This is a genomic window from Nonomuraea sp. NPDC050786 (genome assembly GCF_040654115.1).
In the GTDB taxonomy this organism is placed as follows: Bacteria; Actinomycetota; Actinomycetes; order Streptosporangiales; family Streptosporangiaceae; genus Nonomuraea.
In genome coordinates this window covers 104525-129383 of record NZ_JBFAHJ010000023.1, presented here as the reverse complement: position 1 = coordinate 129383, position 24859 = coordinate 104525, and the positions used below count along the sequence as shown (strand labels likewise).

Annotated in this window: 23 protein-coding genes; 16 read left to right on the top strand and 7 right to left on the bottom strand. The window is 69.6% G+C overall.

What is annotated here, in order from left to right; genetic code table 11:
• Positions 1 to 206: 206 nt before the first annotated feature.
• The 12 genes from AB0H84_RS34480 (at position 207) to AB0H84_RS34425 (ending at position 14493) form a co-directional block, all read left to right on the top strand.
• A complete protein-coding gene (locus AB0H84_RS34480) occupies positions 207 to 1631 on the top strand; it encodes an MFS transporter (RefSeq protein WP_357613751.1) in 1425 nt (474 codons plus the stop codon).
• Positions 1632 to 2082: 451 nt separating this feature from the next.
• On the top strand, positions 2083 to 2868 hold the full coding sequence (locus AB0H84_RS34475; RefSeq protein ID WP_357613748.1) for a metalloregulator ArsR/SmtB family transcription factor: 786 nt from the start codon (positions 2083 to 2085) through the stop codon (positions 2866 to 2868).
• Between the two features lie 362 nt (positions 2869 to 3230).
• Positions 3231 to 4445, top strand: coding sequence for an FAD-dependent monooxygenase (locus tag AB0H84_RS34470; protein WP_357613745.1), 1215 nt, complete (start codon positions 3231 to 3233; stop codon positions 4443 to 4445).
• 782 nt (positions 4446 to 5227) lie between these two features.
• Positions 5228 to 6133, top strand: coding sequence for a helix-turn-helix transcriptional regulator (locus AB0H84_RS34465; protein WP_357613742.1), 906 nt, complete (start codon positions 5228 to 5230; stop codon positions 6131 to 6133).
• Entirely contained in the window at positions 6130 to 6936 is an 807-nt protein-coding gene (locus tag AB0H84_RS34460) for an SDR family NAD(P)-dependent oxidoreductase (RefSeq protein ID WP_357613739.1), read from the top strand. Before AB0H84_RS34465 ends, AB0H84_RS34460 begins: the two co-directional genes overlap by 4 nt.
• A 260-nt stretch (positions 6937 to 7196) precedes the next feature.
• Positions 7197 to 8480, top strand: coding sequence for a hypothetical protein (locus tag AB0H84_RS34455; protein ID WP_357613736.1), 1284 nt, complete (start codon positions 7197 to 7199; stop codon positions 8478 to 8480).
• A gap of 880 nt (positions 8481 to 9360) precedes the next feature.
• On the top strand, positions 9361 to 10527 hold the full coding sequence (locus tag AB0H84_RS34450; RefSeq protein WP_357613733.1) for a glycosyltransferase: 1167 nt from the start codon (positions 9361 to 9363) through the stop codon (positions 10525 to 10527).
• Positions 10524 to 11843, top strand: coding sequence for an aromatic ring-hydroxylating dioxygenase subunit alpha (locus AB0H84_RS34445; RefSeq protein WP_357613730.1), 1320 nt, complete (start codon positions 10524 to 10526; stop codon positions 11841 to 11843). Before AB0H84_RS34450 ends, AB0H84_RS34445 begins: the two co-directional genes overlap by 4 nt.
• A complete protein-coding gene (locus tag AB0H84_RS34440) occupies positions 11840 to 12352 on the top strand; it encodes an aromatic-ring-hydroxylating dioxygenase subunit beta (protein ID WP_357613727.1) in 513 nt (170 codons plus the stop codon). Before AB0H84_RS34445 ends, AB0H84_RS34440 begins: the two co-directional genes overlap by 4 nt.
• 10 nt (positions 12353 to 12362) lie before the next feature.
• Positions 12363 to 13571: an MFS transporter gene (locus AB0H84_RS34435; protein ID WP_357613960.1), complete on the top strand. Its 1209-nt coding sequence runs from the start codon at positions 12363 to 12365 to the stop codon at positions 13569 to 13571.
• Positions 13572 to 13574: 3 nt separating this feature from the next.
• Positions 13575 to 13967, top strand: coding sequence for a carboxymuconolactone decarboxylase family protein (locus AB0H84_RS34430; RefSeq protein WP_357613724.1), 393 nt, complete (start codon positions 13575 to 13577; stop codon positions 13965 to 13967).
• Complete coding sequence (locus tag AB0H84_RS34425) at positions 13957 to 14493, top strand: hypothetical protein (protein WP_357613722.1); 537 nt, start codon at positions 13957 to 13959, stop codon at positions 14491 to 14493. Before AB0H84_RS34430 ends, AB0H84_RS34425 begins: the two co-directional genes overlap by 11 nt.
• Here the strand turns inward: AB0H84_RS34425 and AB0H84_RS34420 are convergent.
• A complete protein-coding gene (locus AB0H84_RS34420) occupies positions 14436 to 15092 on the bottom strand; it encodes an NAD(P)H-dependent oxidoreductase (RefSeq protein WP_357613719.1) in 657 nt (218 codons plus the stop codon). The two genes, AB0H84_RS34425 and AB0H84_RS34420, sit on opposite strands and share 58 nt — an antisense overlap.
• A 208-nt stretch (positions 15093 to 15300) precedes the next feature.
• Between AB0H84_RS34420 and AB0H84_RS34415 the strand changes: the two genes are divergently transcribed.
• On the top strand, positions 15301 to 16125 hold the full coding sequence (locus AB0H84_RS34415; protein WP_357613716.1) for a zinc-binding dehydrogenase: 825 nt from the start codon (positions 15301 to 15303) through the stop codon (positions 16123 to 16125).
• A gap of 163 nt (positions 16126 to 16288) precedes the next feature.
• Here the strand turns inward: AB0H84_RS34415 and AB0H84_RS34410 are convergent, their stop codons facing one another.
• On the bottom strand, positions 16289 to 17479 hold the full coding sequence (locus tag AB0H84_RS34410) for an MFS transporter (protein ID WP_357613713.1): 1191 nt from the start codon (positions 17477 to 17479) through the stop codon (positions 16289 to 16291).
• 83 nt (positions 17480 to 17562) lie between these two features.
• Between AB0H84_RS34410 and AB0H84_RS34405 the strand changes: the two genes are divergently transcribed.
• On the top strand, positions 17563 to 18618 hold the full coding sequence (locus AB0H84_RS34405) for a LacI family DNA-binding transcriptional regulator (protein ID WP_357613710.1): 1056 nt from the start codon (positions 17563 to 17565) through the stop codon (positions 18616 to 18618).
• Between the two features lie 304 nt (positions 18619 to 18922).
• Here AB0H84_RS34405 and AB0H84_RS34400 read toward each other — a convergent pair whose 3' ends face one another.
• On the bottom strand, positions 18923 to 19309 hold the full coding sequence (locus AB0H84_RS34400; protein ID WP_357613707.1) for a VOC family protein: 387 nt from the start codon (positions 19307 to 19309) through the stop codon (positions 18923 to 18925).
• Positions 19310 to 19454: 145 nt separating this feature from the next.
• On the opposite strand from AB0H84_RS34400, the gene AB0H84_RS34395 reads away from it, so the two are divergent.
• Positions 19455 to 20357, top strand: coding sequence for an aminoglycoside phosphotransferase family protein (locus tag AB0H84_RS34395; protein ID WP_357613704.1), 903 nt, complete (start codon positions 19455 to 19457; stop codon positions 20355 to 20357).
• Here AB0H84_RS34395 and AB0H84_RS34390 read toward each other — a convergent pair.
• The 4 genes from AB0H84_RS34390 to AB0H84_RS34375 all read right to left on the bottom strand — a co-directional run bounded on the left by AB0H84_RS34390 (position 20260) and on the right by AB0H84_RS34375 (position 23983).
• A complete protein-coding gene (locus AB0H84_RS34390) occupies positions 20260 to 20895 on the bottom strand; it encodes an LLM class flavin-dependent oxidoreductase (RefSeq protein ID WP_357613701.1) in 636 nt (211 codons plus the stop codon). The two genes, AB0H84_RS34395 and AB0H84_RS34390, sit on opposite strands and share 98 nt — an antisense overlap.
• 152 nt (positions 20896 to 21047) lie before the next feature.
• Entirely contained in the window at positions 21048 to 21638 is a 591-nt protein-coding gene (locus tag AB0H84_RS34385; protein WP_357613698.1) for an NAD(P)H-dependent oxidoreductase, read from the bottom strand.
• A 33-nt stretch (positions 21639 to 21671) separates the two neighbouring features.
• Entirely contained in the window at positions 21672 to 23036 is a 1365-nt protein-coding gene (locus AB0H84_RS34380) for a DHA2 family efflux MFS transporter permease subunit (RefSeq protein WP_357613695.1), read from the bottom strand.
• Positions 23033 to 23983 carry a zinc-binding dehydrogenase gene (locus AB0H84_RS34375; RefSeq protein ID WP_357613692.1) on the bottom strand — a complete coding sequence of 317 codons (951 nt, stop codon included), beginning with the start codon at positions 23981 to 23983 and terminating at the stop codon, positions 23033 to 23035. Before AB0H84_RS34375 ends, AB0H84_RS34380 begins: the two co-directional genes overlap by 4 nt.
• Positions 23984 to 24072: 89 nt before the next feature.
• On the opposite strand from AB0H84_RS34375, the gene AB0H84_RS34370 reads away from it, so the two are divergent.
• A complete protein-coding gene (locus AB0H84_RS34370) occupies positions 24073 to 24741 on the top strand; it encodes a TetR family transcriptional regulator (protein WP_357613689.1) in 669 nt (222 codons plus the stop codon).
• Positions 24742 to 24859: the final 118 nt, after the last annotated feature.

Here is a 24859-nt window from a genome sequence, read left to right as displayed (position 1 = left end):
GGGCCCGCCGCCACCTGGCCGCGACACTCGCCGAATCGCCGCTCGCGCCCGGGCCCCACCACCCACCCACCCTGAACCGCCCAAAGCGGCAAGCGCGCGCTTGACACATACCCCCGGGGTGTATATATCTCTTCTCGCATACCCCCTATAGGTATATCTCTGCGGCACCCCAACCCCGTAGGGAACGACTCTCTGGAGAGTGCTCAATGTCCGGACCATCACCGCGGCGCTGGACGGCCCTGGCCCTGATCGCCACGGCCCAGTTCATCATCATCATGGACACGTCGATCATCGGCGTCGCCCTCCCCCGCATCCAGGAAGACCTCGGCTTCTCCCAGGAGAGCCTGTCCTGGGTCTTCAATGCCTATGTCGTCGCCTTCGGCGGCCTTCTCCTGCTCGGCGGTCGCCTGTCGGACCTGTTCGGCGCCCGGAGACTGTTCGGCGCGGGCTGGCTCGTCCTGCTCGTCGGCTCACTGGTCGCCGGCATCGCCCCAGAGGTGTGGGTCGAGTTGACCGGTCGCGCCGTGCAGGGCGTCGGCGCGGCCCTGATCGCGCCGTCGGCGCTGACGCTGCTGATGATGCTGTTCGGCCACGACCCCAAGGAGCTCACCAAGGCCCTCGCCCTGTACGGCGCCGCCGCTCCGGCGGGCGGCACCGCGGGCGTGTTCCTCGGCGGTGTCATCACCGAGTACCTGAGCTGGCCCTGGGTCTTCTACATCAACATCCCCATCGCGCTCGCCGCACTACTGTCCACCGCACCCTTGATGCCCGCCGCCCAGCCTCGACGCGGCACCGTCGACGTCATCGGCGCGCTGACCGTCACCGCCGGCCTGGGTGCCGCGGTCTACGCCATCGTCCGCGCCCCCGAGGTCGGCTGGGGCTCGGCGCAGACCTGGCTCGTACTGGCCGGCGCCGTAGTGCTGCTGGGCGCGTTCGTCGCCGTCCAGGCCCGCCGCCGGGAGCCGCTCATGCGGCTGTCCATCTTCCGCACGTCCAACCTCGCCGCCGCCAACCTGACCCAGCTCCTGCTCGGCGGAGCCTGGATCCCGATGTGGTTCTTCCTCAACCTCTACCTGCAGCAGGTCCTCGGCTACAGCGCCTTCCCCAGCGGCGCCGCCCTGCTGCCGATGACCGTCCTCATCATGCTCGGCATGATCGTCCTGGCGCCCCGGGCCATCAACCGGTTCGGCCCCAAGGCGACCACCGTCACCGGCCTGGTCCTGCTCGCCGCGGGCATGGCCTGGCTGTCGCTGATCAGCCCCCAGGGCAGCTTCGCCGCCGACGTCCTGCCCGCCAGCCTCGTCGCCGCGCTCGGCATGTCGCTGGCCTTCATCCCCTCCCTGGGCACGGCCATCTCCTCAGCCCGGCCCGAGGAGGGCGGCCTCGCCTCCGGCATCGTCAACACCAGCTACCAGGTGGGCTCCGCCCTCGGCCTGGCCGCCATGACCGCCGTCGCCGCCGCCAACGGCGCCGCCCAACTCGGCAACCTGCCCGCCCTCACCAACGGCTTCTCCGCCGCGTTCGTCGGAGCCGCCGCCATCGCCGGCGCCGGCGCCCTGCTCGCCGCACTCACACTGCGCTCCCAGCGAGCCGTACGCGCGGAAACCGAGGCCGCCGGGACGCGGGGCTGACCCGCCGACCGCCGCATACGAAGGAGAATCCCCCATGCTCACCGCTCCCCGGCCACCCCACAGTGAAGCTCCACGCCCGGCAACTGTCAGAGAACCTCATCCCTCACCCGGAAGACCGCCCGACCCAAGCTGACCGTTCCAACCAACCCGCTGACGTGACCGCGCCCGGCTCCCCGAACATGGGGGCCGGGCGCCTGCATGTGAACGCGCTCGCCGCCGGCTCCCACTACGCCGGTACGACCGCTGTGCTGCCACATTGCTTTCGGCCTTGCCGGGGCCGGCGACCAGCCGGAGGGCGCTTCGGGAACCGGGAGGCGCCTGTCCCAGGCAGGTCCTGACCAGCGGATTCATGCCGAGGCAGCGAGTAGCCGCGGACCGGGCGTTGACATGCAGCCAAATGGCTGCCTAAAGTGAAAGGGCAGCCAGATGGCTGCATATCCGGGATGGCGAGATGGATGAGGTATTCAAGGCGCTGGCCGATGCCAGTCGCCGGCGGCTGCTCGACAGCCTCAACGCCCGCAACGGGCAGACCCTGCGGGAGCTGTGCGCCGAGTTGGACATGGCGCGGCAGTCGGTGAGCAAGCACCTGGCGGTGCTGGAGGCGGCCAACCTGGTGACCACCGTGTGGCGGGGCCGGGAGAAGCTGCACTACCTCAACACCGCGCCCATCAGCGAGATCGCCGAGCGCTGGATCAGCCGTTACGACCAGGCTCGGGTCGATGCCCTTGCTGATCTGAAGAGAGTTCTGGAGGAGACCCCGATGGACAAGCCCGAGTTCGTGTACACGACCTACATCGGCACCACGCCCGAACGGCTGTGGCAGGCGCTGACCGACCCCGCCTTCACCCAGCGGTACTGGGAGACGACGTTCAAGACCGACTGGACGCCCGGGTCCGCGATGACCTGGGACAACCACGGAGTGGTGATCAGCGATCCGGAGCAGGTCGTCCTGGAGTCCGAGCCCTATCGCCGGCTCTCCTACACCTGGCACACCTTCACGCCGGAGCTGGCCCAGCGGTTCGGGTGGGACCAGGAGCTCCAGGACAAGGTGGCCGGTGAGCGGCGGTCGAAGGTGACGTTCGACATCGAGCCGGCCGGGGACAGGGTCAAGCTGACCGTCATCCACGACGACTTCGACCCCGGCAGCACCGTGGCGCAGATGGTCAGCGGAGGGTGGCCCGAGGTGATCGCCAGCCTCAAGACCCTCCTCGAAACCGGCGCTCCCCTGCCCGCCTAGTAGCCGGTGGCTCTATGAGGAGACGAAGCCTCGCCGTTCCCACGTGACGTGGGAACGACGAGGCTTGGAGGTTCGTCAGCGCCGCGTGAGGCCTTGCCGGCCTCGCCGGGATCCTCGGCGGGCTTGTCCGGCCAGGCACCCGGCGTGCCGGCGGGCAGCCACCAGTCCTCACCGCCGCCCAGGATGACGTCGGGCTTGCTGACGGTCAGGTACTGCCGGGCGATCTCGTCCTGGGCCGACGATAGTCCCTGGCAATGTGTTGCCAACCCCTCCGGCGGCAGCGGACGAGTTGGACAGCGTACTGGCAATGAGATTTGGAAATTTGTTGCCAAAGATCTGGCAATGCTGTTACGGTCTCTGGCATGACGACCTCACGGCACCTCGCCAACCGCAACGTTCTGATCTCCGGCGCCAGCGTGGCCGGTCCTGCTCTGGCCTACTGGCTGCGCCGCTACGGATTCACCCCCACCGTGGTCGAGCTGGCGCCCGCGCTGCGCGAAGGCGGCTACAAGGTCGACCTGCGCGGCGTGGCCATGCAGGTCGTCGAGCGGATGGGCATGCTGGAGGCCGTACGGCGGGCAAGCACCGCCATCCGCGGCGGCTCGTGGGTCGCCAAGAGCGGCAAGCCACTCGCCACCCTGGGCCCCGACCTCATCGGCATGCGCGCTCCCGGCGACGACGAGGTGATGCGTGGCGACCTCGCCCGGCTCTTCTACGACGCGACACGCGACAGCTGCGAGTACCTGTTCGACGACACCATCACCGCAATCCATGAAGGCCCCGACGGCGTCGACGTCACCTTCCGCCACGCTCCGCCACGCCGCTTCGCCCTCGTCATCGGCGCCGACGGCCTGCACTCGACCGTGCGCCGCCTGGCGTTCGGTCCGGAGGAGCGCTACGTCCACCCCCTCGGGATGCACGCGGCCGTCTTCACTGTCCCCAACCATCTCGGGCTCGACCATTGGGAGCTGCTCTATCCGACGCCTGGCAAGGTGGTGAACGTCTACGCCACCCGGCCCGACACCGCGAAGGCGCAGTTCGTCTTCCCGAGCCCCACCGTCCTGCCCGACCGCTTCGACAGGGCCACCCAGCAGCGGATACTGACCGAGGCGTTCGCCGGCGTCGGATGGGAGACCGACACGCTGCTGCGGGCCATGCCGCACTCGCCGGACTTCTACTTCACGCCGGTCAGCCAGGTCCGCATGGACCACTGGTCCACCGGACGGATCGCCCTGGTCGGCGACGCCGCCTACAGCCCGTCCCCGCTGTCCGGGCAGGGCACCAGCCTCGCGCTGGTGGGCGCGTACGTGCTGGCCGGCGAACTGAACGCGGCGGCGGGCGACCACCGTGCGGCTTATGCCGGATACCGGGAAGCGATGCGCGAGTACGTGGATGTCAACGTGGCGCTCGGCGCGAGCAACGCCGCCCAGATGGTCGCGGGCAGCCCAGGGCAGATCAGGATGCAGACCACGATGATGCGGCTGGTCAACCGCCTGCCGTGGAAGGATCTGGCGATGCGGCCGATCATGAAGCCGCTCAACCAGGCCGCCAACGCGCTCACGCTCGCGGCGTACTGAGGGCAGCGCGATCGCGGCGCATCGAAGGCTCCGGACAGATGGCCCGTCAACGGCCGAACTACCCTCCTCAGCCACGCGGCGACGGCGTTCTTCGTGACCGGAGCGTGGCACAGGTCACGCCTCATAGCCCCCGCGAGCAGCGGCACCACCCACAGCGGCCACCCGAGCAGGCCGTTGACCACCGTGGCGAGCAGGAAGAGGTTGATCCCCGCGATGAGCACCTGGGCGAGCACGAAGCTGATCGGGTTCACCAGGTGCGCGCCGGGTCCGAAGCGGCGGCGCATGAACTCGGGGTACTCATCACCTCATCCAACGGGCGTCGGCAAAGCTCTGACACCAACTTCACACGATCGCGTCACCGCAGACCAGGGCTACGTGCCGGTAAGCGTCAGACGGTGGGAAGAGGCATGTCACAGGGGTGTGGTGCGGCTGATGCGGCGGGCTTGCAGGCTCACCGATGCAAAGGTCGAGCTGCCAGTGATGAACCAGGTCTTCACCACGCCATACCTCCACACCACCACTCACACTCCACACAGCTCCCCGTGCGGGGGGCTGCTTCTCCTGGCCAACGGCTTCCTAGGATGCGGCGCGGCGGCGCTCTTCCCGCGATCAGCCTGCAGGTGATCTGGTCGGGTGCGTCATCTTCTCTCACCAAGTGCCGGCGCCGGGGCTGATCTGGGGCTTGAGCATGGCGTTGACCTGCGGGGGCAGCGGCTTCCTAGGACAAGGCGACCCTCCTACCGGGCCGGTAGCAGGGTGGTGGGGCAGACAGGATGTAGGACATGGCACGTAATGAGGACCTGAGCGAGTTTCTGCGCCGCTGCCGTGCCCGGATCAGCCCGGAGTCGGCAGGGCTGCCCGAGCGCGGTGCCTACCGGCGCGTGCCCGGCCTGCGGCGGGAAGAGGTCGCCCAACTCGCCGGGGTGAGCACCGACTACTACACGCGCCTGGAGCAGGGCCGCCAGATCAGCCCATCGCCGAGCGTGCTGGAGGCGGTCGCGACGGCGCTGCGACTGGACGACGCCGAGCGTGCCCACCTGTCCGACCTGGTGCGGCCGCAGACGGGCCGGGCCCACCGTGCCGCGCCCGTGGTCCAGCGGGTCCGGCCGGGCCTGCGCCGCTTCCTGGACTCCTTCACCGACCAGGCCGGGTTCATCCTCGGCCGGCGGGGAGACGTCCTGGCCACCAATCACCTGTGCCGGGTGCTGATGGCCGACTTCGACGCCATGCCCTACCGGGAACGCAACCTGACCCGCTGGATCATCCTGGACCCGGCCGCCCGCGAGCTGTACCTGGACTGGGAGCAGATCGCCTCGGAGATGACGGCGATCCTGCGGCTGGACGCCGGCCGGCACCCGGACGACACCCGCACCGCCGAACTGGTCGGAGAGTTGTCGATGAAGAGCGAGCACTTCCGCCGCTGGTGGGCCGACCACAAGGTGCTGGATCGCACCTTCGGCCACAAACGCTTCCACCATCCGCTCGTCGGGCCGGTGAACATCGACTATCAGGCCTTCACCATGCCCGGTGAGGACGACCAGACGCTGTTTCTCTATCTGCCCGCCCAGGACGACCAGGCCTCGCAGGACGCCTGGCGGCTGCTGGCCAGCTGGAGCGCGGACGCGCCCGCGGCAGCCCCGCCTGGTCAACCGCATAGCACCACGCAAGCCCAGAGGAGCAGCTCATGAGCAGCACCACGCCCCGCTCGCCCGACCGGCCGCTGGCGCTGGTGACAGGAGCATCGGCCGGGATCGGCTTCGAGCTGGCCCGGCTGTTCGCCCGCCATGGCTACGACCTGGTGGCCACCGGGCGTAGCGGCAGCATTCACCAGGCCGCGGCCGATCTCGAGAAGGACGGCGCTCATGTCATCCCGGTCCAGGCCGATCTCGCCGACCACGACGGCGTCGAGGACGTCTGGCAGGCCGTGCAGGCCACCGGACGGCCGCTGGCGGCAGCCGTGCTCAACGCCGGACGCAGCATCGGCGGCGCCTTCCTCGACACCGATCTGGACGACGAGATGGCGCTGATCGCCCTGAACGTCACCTCGGTGGTCCACCTGGCCAAGCGCGTGGCCCGGCACATGGCCGCCGAGCGCGGCGGACGGATCCTGATCACGTCCTCGCTGTCGGCCACGTTGCCGACCCCGTACGAGACCGTCTACGGCCCGTCGCGGGCGTTCACCCGTATGTTCGCCCTGGCCCTGCGCGAGGAGCTCAAGGAGCACGGCGTGAGCGTCACCACCTTGCTGCCCGGCGCCACCGACAGCGACTTCCACGCCCGCGCCGGCATGAACAGCACCGCCTTCGGCGCCGGCGCGAAGAAGAACAGTCGCGTTCAGGTCGCCCGGCAAGGCTTCAAGGCGATGCTGGCCGGCCGGGCCCAGGTCGTCGGCGGTGACCGGGCCACCAAGCTCGCCTACGTCAAGCACCACGTCCTTCCCGAGACACGCAAAGCCGCCCGTCACGCCCGCATGGCCAAGCCACGTCCCTGAAGGTGTTGCCGGCGCTGAGGTCCGCGCCGTCACCGTTGCCATATTTCCCTACCGGATGAGGCCGAGCAGGGACCTTGACAAGAAAGCCCTCGTTCACCATTTGAGAGGGGGACCAGCTCGACTCCCCTTCCTCACTCTCAGCACAATTCGTGCCTTTCTGCTACCTCTATTCATTTTGGTGGGGAGGGGTTCTACGCCGTTGACCGAACGGTAGGTTGACGGCTGTGTCAACAAGATCGCGCCTTTGGTGGGCCGCCGCTGTGATCGTGGCCGTCGCCGGAATGTGGGCCGCCGCTCCTCGCACGGGAGGCAATCTCATGCTCCTGTCGCAGCCGGGGTTCTGCTCAGGCTTCGAGCTCGATTCGAGCGTCTGGGCGATCCTCCGCTGGAGGACACCGCTGCGGTACGCGGGCGTGTTCGTCCTGGTCCTGGCTCTGGTCGCCCACTGGGTGAGTCTCAGGCGAGATCGTGAGCCCATCGGCCGGGCTGTCGCGCGGGTGTCAGCAGTGGCCATCTTGCTGGTCCACGGCTCGGGTGCGTTGACGCTGGCGCTGGAGGTGGGTGTCGATCGCTACTGCCGCGTCAGCTTGCACGAGTTAAACGTTCTGCGTGGTGTATGGGTCTTTCTCAGCGCCGATGCCGCGCTCGCCCTGGCTGGGCTGTGTGCGCTGGCAGCCGTGCGGGTGCCTCGGCATCGACTGCGGCGGCTTGTGGGTAAGCCGTGGATCAGGCGGGGGGCGGCGGGTGTGGCAGCGGGAGGGCTGTTGTGCTTCTTGCCTGTTGCGGACCTGGCAACCGGGCCTGTCACCGGACGCGAGGCGTGTGGGTCGGAGGAGCCCCTGGCGCTCAGGAACGAGCTGGGGTTTCTCTGTAACGCGCGTCGGGTCTTTGCCAGCATGCCCGATCATCTTCTGCTCGCCTACGGCCGTCGGCAATGCGCGGCCTATCCACACATGAGAGTGGATATATCGTTCATCGTGCCTATTTGCCCTGCGGCCGCCCGGCAGTGGGATACCGAGTTGGCGGCCGAAGAGGCGGAGATCGAGCAGCGGGAAAAAACCAATCAGGCGGCTTGCGATCGATCGAGACATCGGCCGCTGATCAGAGCGGTGACCGTGGCGCATGAGCGTATGTGGTCCGAGACCGGCCTGGAGGTTTTCGAGGATCACACCGAAACTTCTGACGATGACCCCTTTTTACAGTATGGTCTCGTGGGCAGTACGCGGGGGCGCATGGCCATTGGGGTGAGCGCTGAATCTCAGATTTGTTTGTCCGTGGAGACATACCGGAGACGGCCGCCCGTCGAGGTGAAGGCCTGGGACAAGGTGATCGAGCTCGGCTATGAGAGTCCCGGTGGGGACATGGTGATTGTGGATCCCATGGCCGGGCCGGGCGGTCTCCCTAATCTCGCGTACTCGGGAAAGGGACACTACCGGGTACGCGTGCACTACCGCGAACCCGTATGGGCAGCTGATCTGCCGCAGCACATCCTGGTCATGGTGTTCCCGGGCGACAGCAGGCGCACAATCGCTCACAAAGCCTGAACGGTGACGCCGACGCGAACGTCACTCCCCTTGCGGCATGCGGCAACGAGCACTTCGAAGTCGTCAGGCCGCTCGGACAGGTTCGCCGACCGCGACTCAGCTCGCTGGATCAGCTGCCACAAGCCAGGGCCGGCCGACTGCAGAGGCGCTGGCCTAGGCATCGGAACGGCTGCTGACAACGATGTGGCGGACATCGGAGAAGGCAGGATCGCCCGGCAGCGGCTCGATGGAGGTACCGGCGACCATGCGCCGCCAGCGCCGCCCATGCCGAAGGCCGTAGCTCCGTATGGTGCGAGTTCGCCCCCGGGTGGCATCGAGGTCGCCTGCCCGCAGCACGACGACGTCCCTTCCCTCCGCTCGCCAAGAATGTCTGGAAGCAGAGCCCGCGAAAGCGCCACCGGCCGTTCGGCGATGGGGAATTTCGACACCCAACTCGTGCACCACTCACCGGACGGCACACGTACGAATCGTCCGTCAAGGCTTCGTATCGCTTCCCGCCCATGAAACGAACTCAAGGCCGAGGCGGAGCCCGGTCGAAGTCGCGTTCAGCATAGAAGTGGTAGCGGACAGTTTCGAGGCGTGACATTCATTGCACATCCCGGCAGGCTTTGCGAAACTGCCTGGGGGCAGGCGGTGAACCGGTTGTTTCGAGGTCGTCGGCGAGTAGCGTCGATCGATGTGTCCTCCGCGATGGTGCGGAATGCATAGAGCCTTGTAGCAGTACCCGGACGTCGCCGGTCCCTTTCGTCTGCCGTTCGTGCGTCGCCGTCTCGACTCGTTTCTGAAGGCAGGAGGGTGTCGCGGTCGTGGCTGCTGTGGTGCATCCAGAGCCAGACCTTCAGCCGGCTTGATCGTCTTCTTTCGATGGATCGGAGATTTGATGCGCGTCGCCCTCCTCACCACGACTCAACATGGTCACCTGAACCCGTACATCCCGGTGGTCAATGCGCTCCAGACCGCCGGCAGTGACGTTGCGCTGCTGCTGTTGTCCGCGGACGGCGGCGCGCTCGACGAGCAGCGTCGAGAGGCCCTGGGCAAGGCGGAGGTCCACGCGATCGGGCAGGTCGAGATGGCGCCGTGGAGCGGCGACCCGGCGAAGATCGGCCCGATGCTCCAGTCGTCGCCGGTGGCAGACCAGACCGCTGAGGCGCTCCGTGCGACGGCGCCGGACTTCGTGCTCGTCGATTCGCTGCCGGTCACGGCGTCGGCCATGGCCGGCGCACAGGCGTCCGGCGTGCCGTACGGGATGATCTGGGCCAACCTGGGCGGAGTATGCCCGAGCGAGCATCGACGAGGTCGCTGGGCGTACGACGAGCAGGTCGGCGACTATCTGACCAGGCACGGGGTGTTGTGGTCGACCCGGACTCATTCGGCGCGTTCGCGAATTCTCAATTTGATGCCGACGATTCCTGCTCTCGTCGGGAAGGACGCGGTCACCGACGACGGTGTGCAGCTGGTCGGGTTGCCGGGTGCGGCGGGGACGCGCGGCGACGAGGTCGCCTTCTCGGGCCTGGATCGGATCGACCCCGACCGCCCGGTGGTGTACGTCTCCTTCGGCACGATCTTCTACCGGCGGCCGGAGCTGCTGCGCACGGTGATCATGGGGGCGGCGGCGACCGGTGCACAGGTGATCGCCGCGGTAGGAGATCTCGCCGAGGAGCTCGCGCTGCCCGACGACGTGCTCACCGCCCCGTATCTGCCGCAACGTGAGGTGCTCGAGCGCGCCGACGTGTTCATCACCCATGGCGGCTACAACTCCGTGGCGGAGTCGATCCGGGCGGCGACACCGATGCTGGTGATCCCGCTGGCTGTGGATCAGCCCGTCCAGGCGTACTTCGTGGCCAGCGCGGGCTTCGGGACGGCGTTGGAGCCGGCCGGCGTCACCGAGCAGGCGGTCACTGACGCTGTCACCGATCTGCTCGATCCCGCCCGGGACTACCGGGCCCGGCTACGCGCTGCCCAGCCGGAGTGCGGCGATTCGGCCGTGCGCACGGCCGAGCTGGTCATCAGCACGGTCGAGACGCTCCAGCGAAAGGGGCAGCAGTGACGATCGAACTGCAGCGGCCGGTGGGCGACCCGATCGTGATCGATGATCTCGAGCGCCTGTCGTTCCGGGTGGATCGCCGCGCCTACACCGACGACGACCTGGCCGCACAGGAGATGACCAGGATCTTCGATCGCTGCTGGCTGTACGTCGGGCACGAATCGGAGGTGCCCGAGCCGGGCTCCTACGTGTCACGCGACGTCGGCGGGCGCCCGGTGGTCATGGCGCGCGGGTCCGACGGGGTGATCCGGGTGTTCGCGAACAGCTGCACCCACCGCGGAGCTCTGATCTGCTCGCAGCCGGCCGGGCAGGCCAGATCGTTCCGGTGCCCGTATCACGACTGGACCTTCTCCAACCAGGGCGACCTGGTCGGGGTCCCGATCCCGGACGGGTACGGGCCAGGCTTCCGCAAGGCGGACTTCGGCCTGGCGCGGCACCGCAGTGACAGTTACCGCGGTTTCGTGTTCGTCACCTTCGATCCGGAGCAGCCGCGCACCTTGACCGAGTACCTGGCGGGTGCGACGGAGTACCTCGATCTGATCGACGACCAGTCCGAGGTCGGGATGGAGGTGATCCAGGGGGCGCAACTCCACGGGGCTCGGGCCAACTGGAAGCTCATGATGGAGAACAGCGTCGACATCTACCACTTCCGGGCCCTGCACAAGCGTTACGTCGGCTACATGGAGTCGCTGGGGTCGGTGCCACCACGACGACGAGGCGGCTTCGGCCGCGCCCTCGGACTGGGGCATGGCGCCAACGAGCTCCCACCGGCGGCAGCCCGCCCGCTCGCCTACTGGACGCCGATGTTCGGCGCCGAGGTCCGGCCGCGGATCGAGGCGACGGCCGCACGGTTCGTCGACCGGTTCGGCGCCGAACGCGCCGAACGGATCACCCATACCAATCGGGCGGTGCTGATCTTCCCCAACCTGATGATCATCGACGCGATCGCGATCACGATCCGCAAGATCGACCCGATCGGCGCCGGCCAGATGGCCATCACCTCGGTCGCCCTGGCCCCCAAGGACGAGGATCCGGACATCCGTGAGCTCCGCAAGAGTCACTACCTGACGTTCCTCGGCCCCGCCGGCTTCGCCACTCCCGACGACATCGAGATCGTCGAGTCGTGCCAGCGGGGTTATCTCAACCGCACGGTCCGCTACTCGGACCTGTCACGCGGCATGAACAAGGAAGTCCCGGAGACGACCGACGAGCTGCCCGCCCGCGAGTTCTGGCGGCAGTGGGACCGGCTGATGCACGGCGACGACGGTCACCTCGAGGTCGCTCACCGGACCGAGATGCAAGAGGCGGAAGCACGATGACCACCGAGCTGACGGTCGACGAAGCGGCCCAGGTGCGATTATGGCACCGGGTGAGCCAGTTCCTTTTCCGTGAGGCGCGGCTGCTCGACGAGTGGCGCCTGCTCGAGTGGTACGACGAGATGCTGACCGACGACATCCGCTACTCCGTGCCCGCCACCGACGTCCGCGGCGAGACGGCCGATGCGCTCGGGCTCATCGACGACGACGCCGCCCGGCTACGCCAGCGGATCGAACAGCTCCTCAACGGTGAGGTGTGGTGCGAGAACCCTCGGTCGCGGACGAATCGGATGATCAGCAACGTGGAGATCCTGACCGACCGCGGCACGCGCCTCGACGTGGCGGCGAATGTCCTCGTGCACCGGTTCGGGCACGGGCGCTCTGACGCCTACGTCGGGAAATACCGGTTCGAGCTCGTCGTCGAGGGCGAGTCGTTCCGGATCCGGAGACGGGTCGTGGTGCTCGACCACGAGACGTTGTACGAGCACGGAAAGCTCAGCATCATCCTGTGATCGGACAGTGATGGCGGCGGCCGGCCCTGGCAGCGTCCCACCCGTTGCCGCTCCCCAGCCGAGTCTCCCTCGCGAGGTCTACGTCCTCAGTGTCGTCGGTGGCTGCGTCATGCTGGGCCTGGGACTGGTGCTCCCCGTGCTCCCGGTGTACGCGGCGACGTTCGGGGCCGGGCCCACCCAGATCGGGGCGCTCGTCGCCCTGTTCGCGTTGATGCGGCTGGCCACCAGCCCGTTCTGCGGCCGGCTCGGAGTTCGGTTCGGGGAGCGGCGCGTCCTGGTCGCCGGCCTGCTGCTGTGTGCGCTCTCCTCGGCCCTGGCGGCGTTCGCCGGGTCGTACGGGCAGCTGCTCGTGTTCCGCGGCCTCGGCGGCGTCGGCTCAGTGCTGTTCTCGGTGTCCGCACTGGCGACGCTCCTGGCGATCGCGCCGGCCGACCAGCGGGGCCGGGCCAGCGCCGTGTTCGAAGCGGGCTTCCTGCTCGGCGGGATCTGCGGGCCGGCACTGGGCGGGCTCCTCGCTCTCATCGCCCTGTCCGCGCCGTTCGTGGCGTACGCCGTGCTGCTGCTGGCCGCCGCGGCGGTGACACTGGCGGTGCTCCGCACCGGCCGAACCGCCGGCGCGGAGCCCGGCCGTGACGTGGTCCGGCTGCCGGTCCTGCTGCGGGATCGACGCTACCTGGTGGCCTGCCTCGCAGCGCTGGCGCAGGGATGGGTCCTGTTCGGGCTGCGCAGCGCACTGGTCCCCACGGTGGTGGTGGCGTGGCGGCATGACGTGACGTCGGTCGGGTGGGCGTTCACGATCTCCGCCGGCGTTCAGGCGCTGCTGATCATGCCGGCCGGCTGGGTCGTCGATCGGGCCGGCCGCCGGCTCGCCATGATCGCCGGTACCGGTGTGGCCGCGGCGGCGATCACCGCCTTGGTGTTCGTGGACACGTACGCCTGGCTCGTCGTCCTGCTCAGTGTGTACGCGGCGGGATCAGCGCTGCTCAACGCCGCACCGGCCGCGCTGATCGGTGACGCCGTCGCCGGCCGGGCCGGCAGTGGCGTCGCCGTCTTCTCGATGTGCACCGATGTCGGCGCCGTGGTCGGACCGGTCGTCGTCGGGCTCGTCGCCGAGCGGGTGAGTGTTCCGGCCGCCTTCGGCAGCGGCGCCGCGCTGCTGGTCGTCGCCTTCGTGGCGTCGTGGACGTTGACAACTGTTCGGCCAACACGAAGGAGTTGATCGATGAATCAGCCGTCTTCCCGACGTGAGCGGGGTGAGGCCATGTTCCAGCAGGTCTTCGGCCGCGAACCGCGCCCGGGTTCGTACCCGGAGTTCCTGCAGATCACCGTCGACCACCTGTTCGGTGAGATCTGGACCCGCCCGCACCTGAGCGTCGAGGAGCGCGAACTGGTCGCGCTGACCGCGGTCACGCTGGCGCGGACCGATTGGGAGTTACGCGGCCACATCGGTGCCGCCCTGCACCTCGGGATGTCGCGAGAGAAGATCGTCGAAGTCATCATCCAGCTCGCCTACTACGGCGGCTGGCCGGTCGCCAACAACGGGCTGCGCGTCGCCCAGGAGGTCTTCGCCGAGCTGGACGGCGCCACCGGGAAGGACGAGGGCCATGACCAGTGAACCGTCTCCCCTCGACCCGGCCGAGAAGGTCGACCTGTGGCGCCAGCGGTTCTTCGAGGCGCAGGCGGCCGCAGAGGAGTTCATCCTGGGAGAGCACGGCGAAGAAGGCCTCGCTGCGTGGATCCAGGCGAACTCCCGCATCACCGCGAAGCTCCTGCAAGCGCAGCGACCCGCCGGGGTGTCCGCCACCGATCACTTCATGACCCGGCTGCAGCGTCAGCTGTTGCTGTACGACTCGGCCGTGACCAGTGAGCCCCAGCCCTCGGGCACCGTCCTGCGCAACGCCGACTGCGGGATCCTCCGCTACCGCAAACGGGCCGCCCGCGCCGGCGTCGTCCTGACGTTCTCGTCACCGTGCCCCTACTGCCAGGAACTCAACACCGCCATCGCCGCCCGCTACGTGGAACCGGACGTCACGGTGTCGTGTGAACAGGCTGGCGACGGGTGCACCTGGCGCGCGGAAGCTCCTCACGCCCCAGGAGAGGAGGCGGCCGGGTCACCGCACCGCGGACGAGCCGGCGGTTGAACCAACGGCAGTGCCGTCCGGTCGTCGGCCGGCGACCGGCTGCCGTCGAGCGTCATGCCGAGTTGCCGGCCCACGGCCACGCACAGGTCGAGCGCCGCGGTGCGGGTAAGGTCCTGATGATCGTTCTGGGTGAAGCACGCCGACGCCACGTTCTTGTTCCGTAGGCGCAGGTACCACGGGAACAGGGAGCCCAGTGCCGGCTCGGTCAGCATCGTGCGCGAATGCACGATCGTCCCCACCAGCAGGTTGCCGAACGGGCGTTGCCTGGCGTTCATGTAGCTCTTCAGGCGTTCCTGGAAGATCTTCAGCACCGCGGGTACGTTCCCCGCGTAGACCGGCATGGCGAGCAGCATCGCCTGCGCACCCTCGGCCAGATCGACGACATGCTGGAAGTCGTCGTCGAGCGTGCACCGGCCCACCTCGGGATCAAGGCAGGTGTCCTCGCCCTCGCACATCGCGATGCGATGGTCGATCAACCGAATCCGCTGGATCTCCGCGTCGGCGACCTCCCGGACGACGCCGGTGATCGCCGCCTCGAGCAGCGCGTCGGTCAGCGACGGGAGCCGCTTCTGCGTGCAGGATAACGCAACGATCTTCATCCGAAGGGCCTCCCCTGACCGCTCTGCGCCACCCAGGACCGGCCACCTGACGAAGCCCCCGTGGCCGCACGCTGAGGCAGCCTCAACCTACCCACAATGGAGCCCCATCCAAACGGGTAGCGAAGCTCGTCCGGCGTTTTCGTGACCTTGACGACCCAAAAGGTTAGATAGCAGATCGGCCGCCGACCCGGTCGCCGGGCCCGGGCAGGTGCTCGTCGACGTGCTGCACGCCTCGCTCAACTACGCCGACCTCAACAACGCGACCTCCGGACGCATCCCGGCCGGCGCGCCCCTGGGCCTCGATGCGGCCGAGATCGTCCTGCAGGGAGCGGCGGACGGGTCCGGCCCCGTCGCGGGCACCCGTGTCGTGCTCTTCGCGGACGGCGCGTTCGCCGAGCGGGTGGCGGTCGATGTGTCGGCGGTGGCCGAAGTCCCGGAGGGTGTCGAGCCGGCCGAGGCGGCCGCACTGCCGACGGCGGGCCTGGCCGCGCTTCGCTCCCTGCGCGCCGCCGGCATCGCGCCCGGCAAGCGCGTGCTGGTGACCGGCGCCTCGGGCGGCGTGGGACGGTATGCGGTGCGGCTCGCCGCCCACGCGGGGGCGTACGTCATCGCCTCGGCCGGCTCCCCCGGGCGGGGTGACGGCCTGGCCGGTCTTGGCGCCGACGAAGTGGTCGTGGGGCTGGACGACGTCAAGGAGCCCGTCGACATCGTCGTGGAGACCGTCGGCGGGCCTCATCTGGTCAGAGCCTGGGAGTTGCTCGCCCCCGGCGGGAACCTGCAGTCCGTCGGATGGACCTCGGGCGAGCCGGCCCTTTTCCCGCCATATGCGACCGTCGGACCGCCCAAGACGCTCACCTCGTACGTCAACGAGTTCGCAGCCGCCGACGACCTGGCCGAGCTGGTGCGGCTCACGGCCGACCGCGCTCTGGCGCCCGAGATCGGCTGGCGCGGCTCCTGGGAACGCTTCGCCGAGGCAGCCGCCGCGCTGCGCGACCGCCGCGTGAGGGGGAAGGCGGTCTTCGACATCGGGTGACGCCGGTACCTGGTGCGGCCGCCACTCGTGCGTTGCGCGCGGACCGCGTGCTGCCAGGGACGGCCGGTTCAGCAGAGAGGCCGCGGCCCGGCCACAGCCACACTGTCGCCTCCCTGCCCGGAGCTTCCCGGGGCCTGACCCGGTCGGCCTCTCCGGCGCCTGACTACCCGTGATCTCTCGCTCCTTCTTCGGCGGTGCCCCGCCGCGCGGGGGCGGGGACGACGGCTCTGAGCGAGGGCCACGCCAGCAGCGCCAGGGCCGCGGCCAGTGCCGCCACGGCCAGCATGGCGCCCGGCAGCCCGGTCGCCTGCGACCAGTGCCCCACGTACACCGGCCCGGCGAGGTAGCCGAGATAGGCCAAGGTGGACACGACCGAGGTGGCGGCGCCGCGGGCGGCGGCAGGGACGTTGGCGGTGGCCAGGCCGAGCACGGTGGGGAAGAGCACGGCGGTACCGACGGCGGCCAGGGCCAGCCCGAGCAGAGCCAGAGGGAGAGACGTGGTGAGGGCAAGCAGGGACGTCCCCACCGCGGAGATCATCGCACCGGCGGTGAGAACGATCCAGGCACGACGGGTCTTCACCGCGCTGATCGCGAAGCGGGTGAGCGAGACGGCAAGTGCGAAGACCGCGGGCCCGGCGCCGACCAGCGCGGGTCCGGCGTGCACGGTATCTGCGAGGTAGACGGCGCTCCAGCTCTGGTGAGCGTTCTCCACGGCGAACCCGAGCGCGCCCAGCCCGCCCGCGACAAGCAGGAGCGGCAGATGAGCGCGCAGGCCCGGCCGGCTGTGCGCGGCCGAGGTGCGGGTGCGATCGTGGCGGCCGGGATCAGTCTGCGTGCGACCGCGGGTGCCGATGGCGGCGCTCACAGCGCCGGCGGAGAGCGCGACCAGCAAGTACGGCACGACCACGGCCAGGCCGGCGGCGTTCAGCAGGCCAGTCACGAGGCTGGCCACGACCACCGTCAAGGAGAAGAAGCCGTGCGCCCGGGTGATGACCGGACGGCCGTGGGCCCGTTCGGCGGAGCCGGCCGCCGCGTTGATCGTCACGTCCGCGGCGCCGGACGACGCGCCCAGAACCGCCAATCCCACGGACAGGGAAGGCAGGTCGCGGGCGGTGACGGCCACGGCGACACCCGCGATGCCGAGCGAGGTGAGGGTGATCGCCGTGACACGCTGCCCCCACCGGTCCACGGCCCGGCCCGCGAGGGGCATGGCGGGCAGGGCGCCGGCGGCGATGAACAGCAGAGCCGTGCCGAGCTGGCCATCAGTCAGCCCGGCCTGATCGCGGATGGCGGGAACGGACGCGCCCCACACACCCCAGAACGCGCCGAAGACAGTGAATCCCGCATACGGCACCCAGGCTCGAACACGACCATGATCGACACTTGTCTGTGTATCGTTACACATGCTGTGTAACGATACACAAGATAGAGTGAGGCATGGCCCAAGACCCTTCTCGGCCCCGGCCGACCATGGCGGAGGTGGCCCGCGCGGCGAAGGTCTCGGTGATGACTGTGTCGTACACCTACGCCCAGCCCGATCGCGTCTCCGAACGCACCCGGGCCAGGGTCCGCGAAGCCGCCGCCCGGTTGGGATACCCCGGCCCGCATCCGGGCGCACGCTCGCTGCGCCGGGGACGGGCCGGCAGCCTCGGGGTGGTGCTCGGCGAACACCTGACCTACGCCTTCGAGGACCCCCAGGCCACTCGGTTCCTGGCCGGCGTCGCCGAGGTCTGCGCCGGTCACGGCCTGGGGCTCACGATCGTGCCCATCACCGGGGCGCCCTCCGATACCGACCGGGTCGCCGAGGCGGCGGTGGACGGGTTCGTCGTCTGGACGACCAGCGACGACGACCCCGTGGTGCCGGCGGTGGCCGCCACCGGTCTCCCCGCCGTCGTGCACGGCGGACCGCACCACCGGGACATGCCGATCGTGGCCATCGACGACAGGAAGGCGGCCCGCGCCGTCGCCGCCGAGGTCTTCGCGAGCGCCCGGCGGCCGGTGGTGCTCAGCTTCCCGCTCGATCGCGCCCGTGCACGTGGGGTTCGCAACGGGCTGGATCCAGCCGAGGCCACCTTCCGCGTGACCCGTGAGCGCCTGCGCGGAGTCCGTGACGCCTGGGAGGCGGCCGGCGGCCGATGGCCGCAGGTGCGGGTGGCGGTGTGCGCGCGCAACAGCGCGGGCGAGGCGGCCTCCCTGGCCACCGAGTTCCTGGCGGGGCCGGACGCCCCCGACGCGGTCATGGCCATGAGCGACGAACTCGCTCTGGGCCTGATGCGAGCGGCGACCCGTGCCGGTCTCGCTGTCCCCGGAGACCTCGCCGTCACCGGCTGGGACGACACCGACGCAGCCGCCGCAGCCGGGTTGACGACCGTCGCGCAGAACCTGCGCGCCCAGGGAGCACGCTGCGCGCAACTGGTCCTCGGCGAGGAGGCGACAGATGAGACCGCCCCGATCGAGTGGCGCCTGGTCCTGCGCGACTCCACCCGGCGCTGACCACGGTCAAGCAGAAGCCCGCCCGACCGGCCACAGCGCCTTTCAGCCAGCAACGGGACCGGGGATCAGATCCGCATCAGGCCCGACTCCCGCGGCCGCAGCGAGCGCCGGCCGGCGTGGCGAGTTCGCCCTGCACGCCAGCGGTGATCTCGCCGAGGAGGTTCCAGCCCAGATACCCTGCGACCGCCCGCAGAGGATCGCCGCGCGTATGCGCCCGCCGCCGCGCCCTGCCAGAACCGCCGGGATCCAGCTGCGGCCGCTCGTCCACCCGCGCCACCGCCGCGATCACCGCCAGGTGCCGGCCCTACGCCTGCTCCTTGTACACCGCCTCGATGTTGTTGCCGTCCGGGTCATCCACGAACGCGCAGTAGGCGCCATATTCGGGCCACAGCCGGGGTTCGTGCCGCGACTTGCCGCCGGCCGCCAGCGCGGCCGCGTGGAAGGCGTCGACCGCGGCCCGATCGCGAGCGGTGAACGCGATGTGCGCGCCCCGTGTCACCGTGGCGTCGCCAGCGGGATACAGACCGAAGGAAGGGGTGTCCAACTCCTCCTCCCAGAACTCCGCTCCGCCGTCAGCCGCCTCTCCGACAACACCGAGAGGCTTCAGCGCGGCACTGTAGAAGCGCGTGCTCGCCTCGAGGTCCGCGGCGATGAAGGTCACGTGGTGGATGAAGGGCCATCGTTCTGTCATGACCGCCGAGTTTACGAGAGCGGGCGCCGAATCCTGGTGCCGGGCGTCATGTAGCTCGCGGAGCTCAGTACGGCCCGGAAGCGGGGAAGCCCGGCCCGGAGAGCGGGAGCCGCTCCGCCTGCCGCCTCAGTGACTGTGACTTCGCATGACCGACACCGAGATCGAGATCACGGCAGACCTGGTCCGCGACCTGCTGCAGGAGCAACATCCAGACCTTGCGGGGCTGGCCATCCGCGAGGTGGCGGGCGGCTGGGGCAACCACATGTGGCGCCTCGGGAACGAGTTGGCCGTACGCATGCAGCGCATGGACCCCACCCCCGAGCTCCAGCTCAAGGAACGGCGGTGGCTACCCGTGCTGGCTCCCCGTCTGCCGCTCCCGGTGCCGACCCCGGTGCGGTTCGGCGAACCGTCCGAGCGCTTCCCCAAGCACTGGACCGTGATGACATGGGTTCCCGGCGAGCCGCTGGACCACGGCTCGATCAGCCGCGGCGCCCACGCGGCCGACACGCTGGCGGCCTTCCTCAGGGCGCTCCATGTGGAGGCGCCCGCCGAGGCCCCGGCCGGTTCGGATTGCGGCGCTCACCCCAAGAGGGGCACGGGCGGCTTCGAGCGGTTCTTGCAGGCCATTGACCCCGACGCCGTCGGCGATGTCCGCGCCGTCCGGGCCGTCTGCGCCGATGCCGTCGCGGCCCCCGAGTGGGAGGGCCCGCCGATGTGGGTGCATGGTGACCTCCATCCCGCGAATGTCGTCGTCTCGGACGGGACGCTCTCGGGCGTGATCGAGTTCGGTGCCTTGTTCGCCGGCGATCCCGCGTGGGACCTCGGCGCCGCGTGGGTGCTGCTCCCGGCGGGCGCGGCCGCACAGTTCTTCGACGCGTACGGGCACGCGGACGAGGCAACGATCAGGCGTGCCCGCGGGCTGGCCGCCATGAAGAGCCTGTTCCTGATGCTCATGGGGCAGAACGGAGATCGGGGCCTTCCCGGCGGGAAGCCGAACTGGGGACCTGCGGGCCGGGCGGCACTTGATCGCGTTCTGCAGGGCCTTTGACAGCGATGGAAGTGTCTCGGATGAGGTCGGCGGGAGGGACACGTGCCGGCCTGCGGCCCGTCATCTCGATCCGCACGGTTTCGGCCGTCAGGTGAGGAGTTTCGCGAGCTGGGCCATCTCGGTTGGTGGGTCGATCACCGGCTGGATGAGCAGTTCGTCGATGCCGGCCTTTCTGCAGTGCGGTGGTGAAGCTCTCCAACGTGGCCGCCGTGGTCGGCCGCATGCCCAGTGTGCGCCGGGCGGTGTTCCCGGTGCCGATCCCGCAGATGATCCGGCCCGGCGCCAGGGCGTTGAGACTGGCGAACGCGCTCGCGGCGGCCGGGGCCGAGCGCAGCGCCGGGGAGGTCACGCCGATGCCGAGCCTGATGCGGCTGGTGGCCTTCGCACACAGTCCCAGGGCGACGAAGGGGTCGCCGTGGACCATCGGGGTGTCGTTGACCCAGAAACTGTGCAGGCCCAACTCCTCGGCCTGTACGGCGAGGTCCTCCACACCGGGGTGTGCGGTGACCACGACGCCTGCACGCATCAGAACCTCCAAGGCGCAAAGAGTCGAACGTACTCAGCCTGACACCAGACGGTGGATCGAGCACGTCTTGATGGGCGTGCCGTACGACCTGCGGCACGCGGGCGGGCGTCACCTGGCGACTGCCCTGCGATCCCTGCCGCTCAGGATCGGAGGGAGCGCGGTTCCTACGCGGCCCCCGGCGTGCCTTTCGCCTGCCAGGTGTGACGCAATGTCTTCAAGGCACCGCCCCAGGCGAGGAGCTCGTCCAGCATGGCAGTGACCGCATCGGCGTGGTGGGCCGCCGGGGTGAGGACTTGGAAGTTCTCGAAGTCCGTGGCCAGGGACAGTGCGATCTGGGTGCGTACGTCGGCGACCTGTAGTTCGCCCATGATCAGGCGCAGGTGTTCCACAGCTCGGACACCCCCCGCACTGCCATAGCTGACGAAGGCGGCGGCTTTGTTGCTCCATTCGGCGTACAGGAAGTCGATGGCGTTCTTCAGCACGCCTGAGGTCGAGTGGTTGTACTCGGGGGTGACGAACACGTACGCGTCGAAGGAAGCGATCTTGTCGGCCCAGGCCCTGGTGTGCGCGTTGGCGTAGTGGCCCATCGCCGGTGGCAGAGCCTCGTCCAGATGCGGCAGGTGGAAGTCCTTGAGGTCGACGATTTCGAACGAGGCGTCGTCCCGTCCTGTCGCCAGGTCGTGAATCCAGTGGGCCACGGCCTCGCCGTTGCGCCCCGGGCGGGTGCTGCCGATGATGATGCCTACTTTGATCATGAGTACGTCCTTGGTGGGTTCGGCAGGTGGCGATCATTTGTGGCCGGGCAGGCTTGCGGCCATGACCAGGCCGGTCGCGGTGAGGATGAACATCCAGGTGAGGGCTGGGGTGAAGCCGCCGGCCTGGAGGATGACGGCCATCAGCCCGGTGCCGGTGGCGGCGCCGATCCGTTGCACGATGGTGCTGGCGCTGGTGGCGTGCGGGATGGCGGCCGGGCGCAGGGTGCGGTAGACGGCGACGCTGACGGGCAGGCTGGCGACGCCGAATCCGACGCCGCGCAGGAGCAACGCCACGCTCAGCAGGAGAGTGTCGGTGTCAGGGGTGGCGAAGACGAACGGAAGGGTGCCCATGGTGGCCGCGGCCATCCCGGCGAGGGCCAGCGGACGCGGCGGCAGGCGGTCGGCGTACCGTCCGGCCAGCAGGGACGCCAGTGCGATGCCGAGGGTTTGGGGGGCGAGAGCGAGCCCGGCGTCGAGCGCGGACAGGTTGTGCAGTCGCTGGTAGTACAGCGGCAGCAGGAACATCGGCCCCCAGCTCGTGACGCCGAGGACGAACATCATGACCGTTCCCGACCGGAAGGCGCGATCGGCGAAGAGCCGCAGGTCGAGCAGGCTCGCCTCGGTCCGGCGGAGCGAGCGCGTGATGAACGCGGTCAGGAGCGCGGCCCCTGTCACCGCCGTCAGCGTCGCGGCCCCGATCCCGGCCTGCGTCTCCAGCCCGGTCAGCGCGTGCAGCAGGGCGACTACTCCGGCCGGCAGCAGGAGCAGCCCGACAAGGTCGAGACGACGTTCGTCACGTTCCTCATCCCGGGGGAACCACCGCCATGTCATGGCCAGCGAGACCAGGATGAGCGGCGCGTTGACGAAGAAGACCCAGCGCCAGCCCCAGCCGTCGATCAGCACGCCGCCGAGCACGGGCCCGGAGATCGGGGCGAGCTGCCCGACGAAGCCGACCTTGCCCATCACCTGGCCCAGGCGTTCGGGTCCCGCTGCCCGGGCCAGGACGAGCTGCGTCACAGGCAGGATCATGCCGCCGCCCAGCCCTTGCAGGGTCCGGAAGGCGATGAGCGAGCCTGCCGACCACGCGGCGCCGCACAGGAGCGACCCGAGCAGGAACAGCCCTAGAGCCGTCAGCCACACGGCGCGGGCGCCGAAGCGACCGACCGACCAGCCCACCAGCGGAATGACGGCGGTCATCGCCAGCACGTAGGAGGTGGTGACCCACTGAATCACCGTCACCGGCGCGGCCAGGTCCCTGGCCAGCTCGTCCAGCGCCACCGCGACGATCGTGGTGTCCAGCAGCGCTGCCATCGCGCCCACCAGGACCGTCGCGGTCAGCGGCAGGAGGGCGCGGGCGGTCGTGGCCGAGGCGGCCGGGCTTGCGTTCGGCGTGTTCACGGGATCAGCAGGGTCTTGCCGATCGTGGCGCGGGCTTCGATGGCCCGGTGCGCGTCGGCGGCCTCGGACAGGGGGTAGGTCTGACCGACGATCGGGCGCAGCCGACCGGCCGCGGCGTGCGCGAGCGCCTCCTCGACCAGCGCCCGGATTTCCGCCGGGGCCGGCACGCCCCCGTCGGGGACGACCGTCACATGAGCGGCCGGCTCGGTCCAGGAGCCGGAGGACATGCCGTACACGCTGGCCCGGCCGCCGGGTCGCACGGCGCGCATGCCCTGCGCGCCCACGACGCCGCCCACTCCGTCGAAGACTAGATCGACGCCCCCGCTGCTCATCTCGGCGACCTCTTGCTCCCACCCCGGCTTGGAGTAGTCCACGTAGGCGAGAGCGCCCAGCGAGGTGATCAGCGCTTCCTTGCCCGGACCGCGGGCGGCGCCGATCACCTTCGCCCCCGAGGCGGCGGCCAGCTGGACCAGCAGACTGCCGACACCACCGGCGGCTGCCTCCACCAGCACCCACTCGCCCGGACGCACCCCGGCCTGCCGGTGCAGGAGCATCGCTGTCCGCCCATCGGCCAGCAGCGCCACCGCGTCCCGCAGCGCCACCTCCGCCGGGACGGGGACGAGGTCCTCCGCCCGGGCCACGGCCAGTTCCGCATAGCCGCCGGTGCCGCCCGTCGTGGTCACCACGGTCTGCCCGACCAGCGCGGCGTCCACCCCCGGGCCGACAGCCGAGACGCGTCCGCCCACCCCGTTGCCGGGGATGCGCGGAAGCGGTGGCCGCTGGTGGGCCGCGGGACCGCGACCGGCCCGCACCTGGGTCTCGACGTACGTGATCCCGGCATAGCCCACCGCCACGAGCACCTGCCCCGGCCCCGGCACCGGGTCTTCGACCTCCTGGATGCGCAGCACCTCCGGCCCGCCGAAGCGGTCCATGACCACAGCTTGCATGACTGCCTCCTCAATAGGAGCAAATCGCTCCGCTTGAGAGGACCCTACAACCGGAGTGATTCGCTCCGCAAGTTCGGTATGCTGCAGGCATGACCGAACCAAAGCGTCGCGGTCCCCGGCAGGCGGAAGCCGAACGCAACGACCGGGCCCTCCTGCAGGCGGCGCGCCAGGTGCTGGCGGCCGACGGGGCACACGCCTCCGTCGCGGCCATCGCAGCGGCCGCCGGGGTCGGCATCGGTAGCCTCTACCGCCGCTACCGCACCAAGGAGGAGCTCTTCCAGCGGCTGGCCGAACTGTCCCTCGACAACTGGAACCAAGCCGCCGAACAAGCTCTCGCCGACGACGACCCATGGGAAGGACTGGCCTCCTTCATCGTCGCCTGCGCCGAGTTCGGCCAGGGATCGCTCGCCCCGATCGCCGGCACCATCGAGGTCACCAAGGAGATGCAGGCCAAATCCGACCGCTCGGACGAACTGCTCGCCGCGCTCATCGAGCGCGCCCACCAGGCCCGCGTGCTCAGGCCGGACGTCACCGCCATCGACATCTCGCTGCTGATCGAGCAGTTCGGCAGATCACCCGCCCTGGACCAACTGCGCAAGCAGGGGCGCGAGGACCTCATCGAAGCCGCCGCCGACGCTCACAAGCGCGTTCTCACCATCGCCGTGGACGGCCTGCGCGCCTGCCACCCGCGTCCGCTACCCGGCGCCCCGCCCACTGACCGGCTCTTCACCGAACGCTGGGCACACGAAGCCGGCTGATCTCGCCGCACGTCATCGACGAGCGCCTGATCGTTTCCCAGGTCGTTCCAGCCCGCAGCCACTTCCCCAACGAGACCGACGCCCTGAAGCGCGTGTTCATGGCCATCCTTGATGAGCC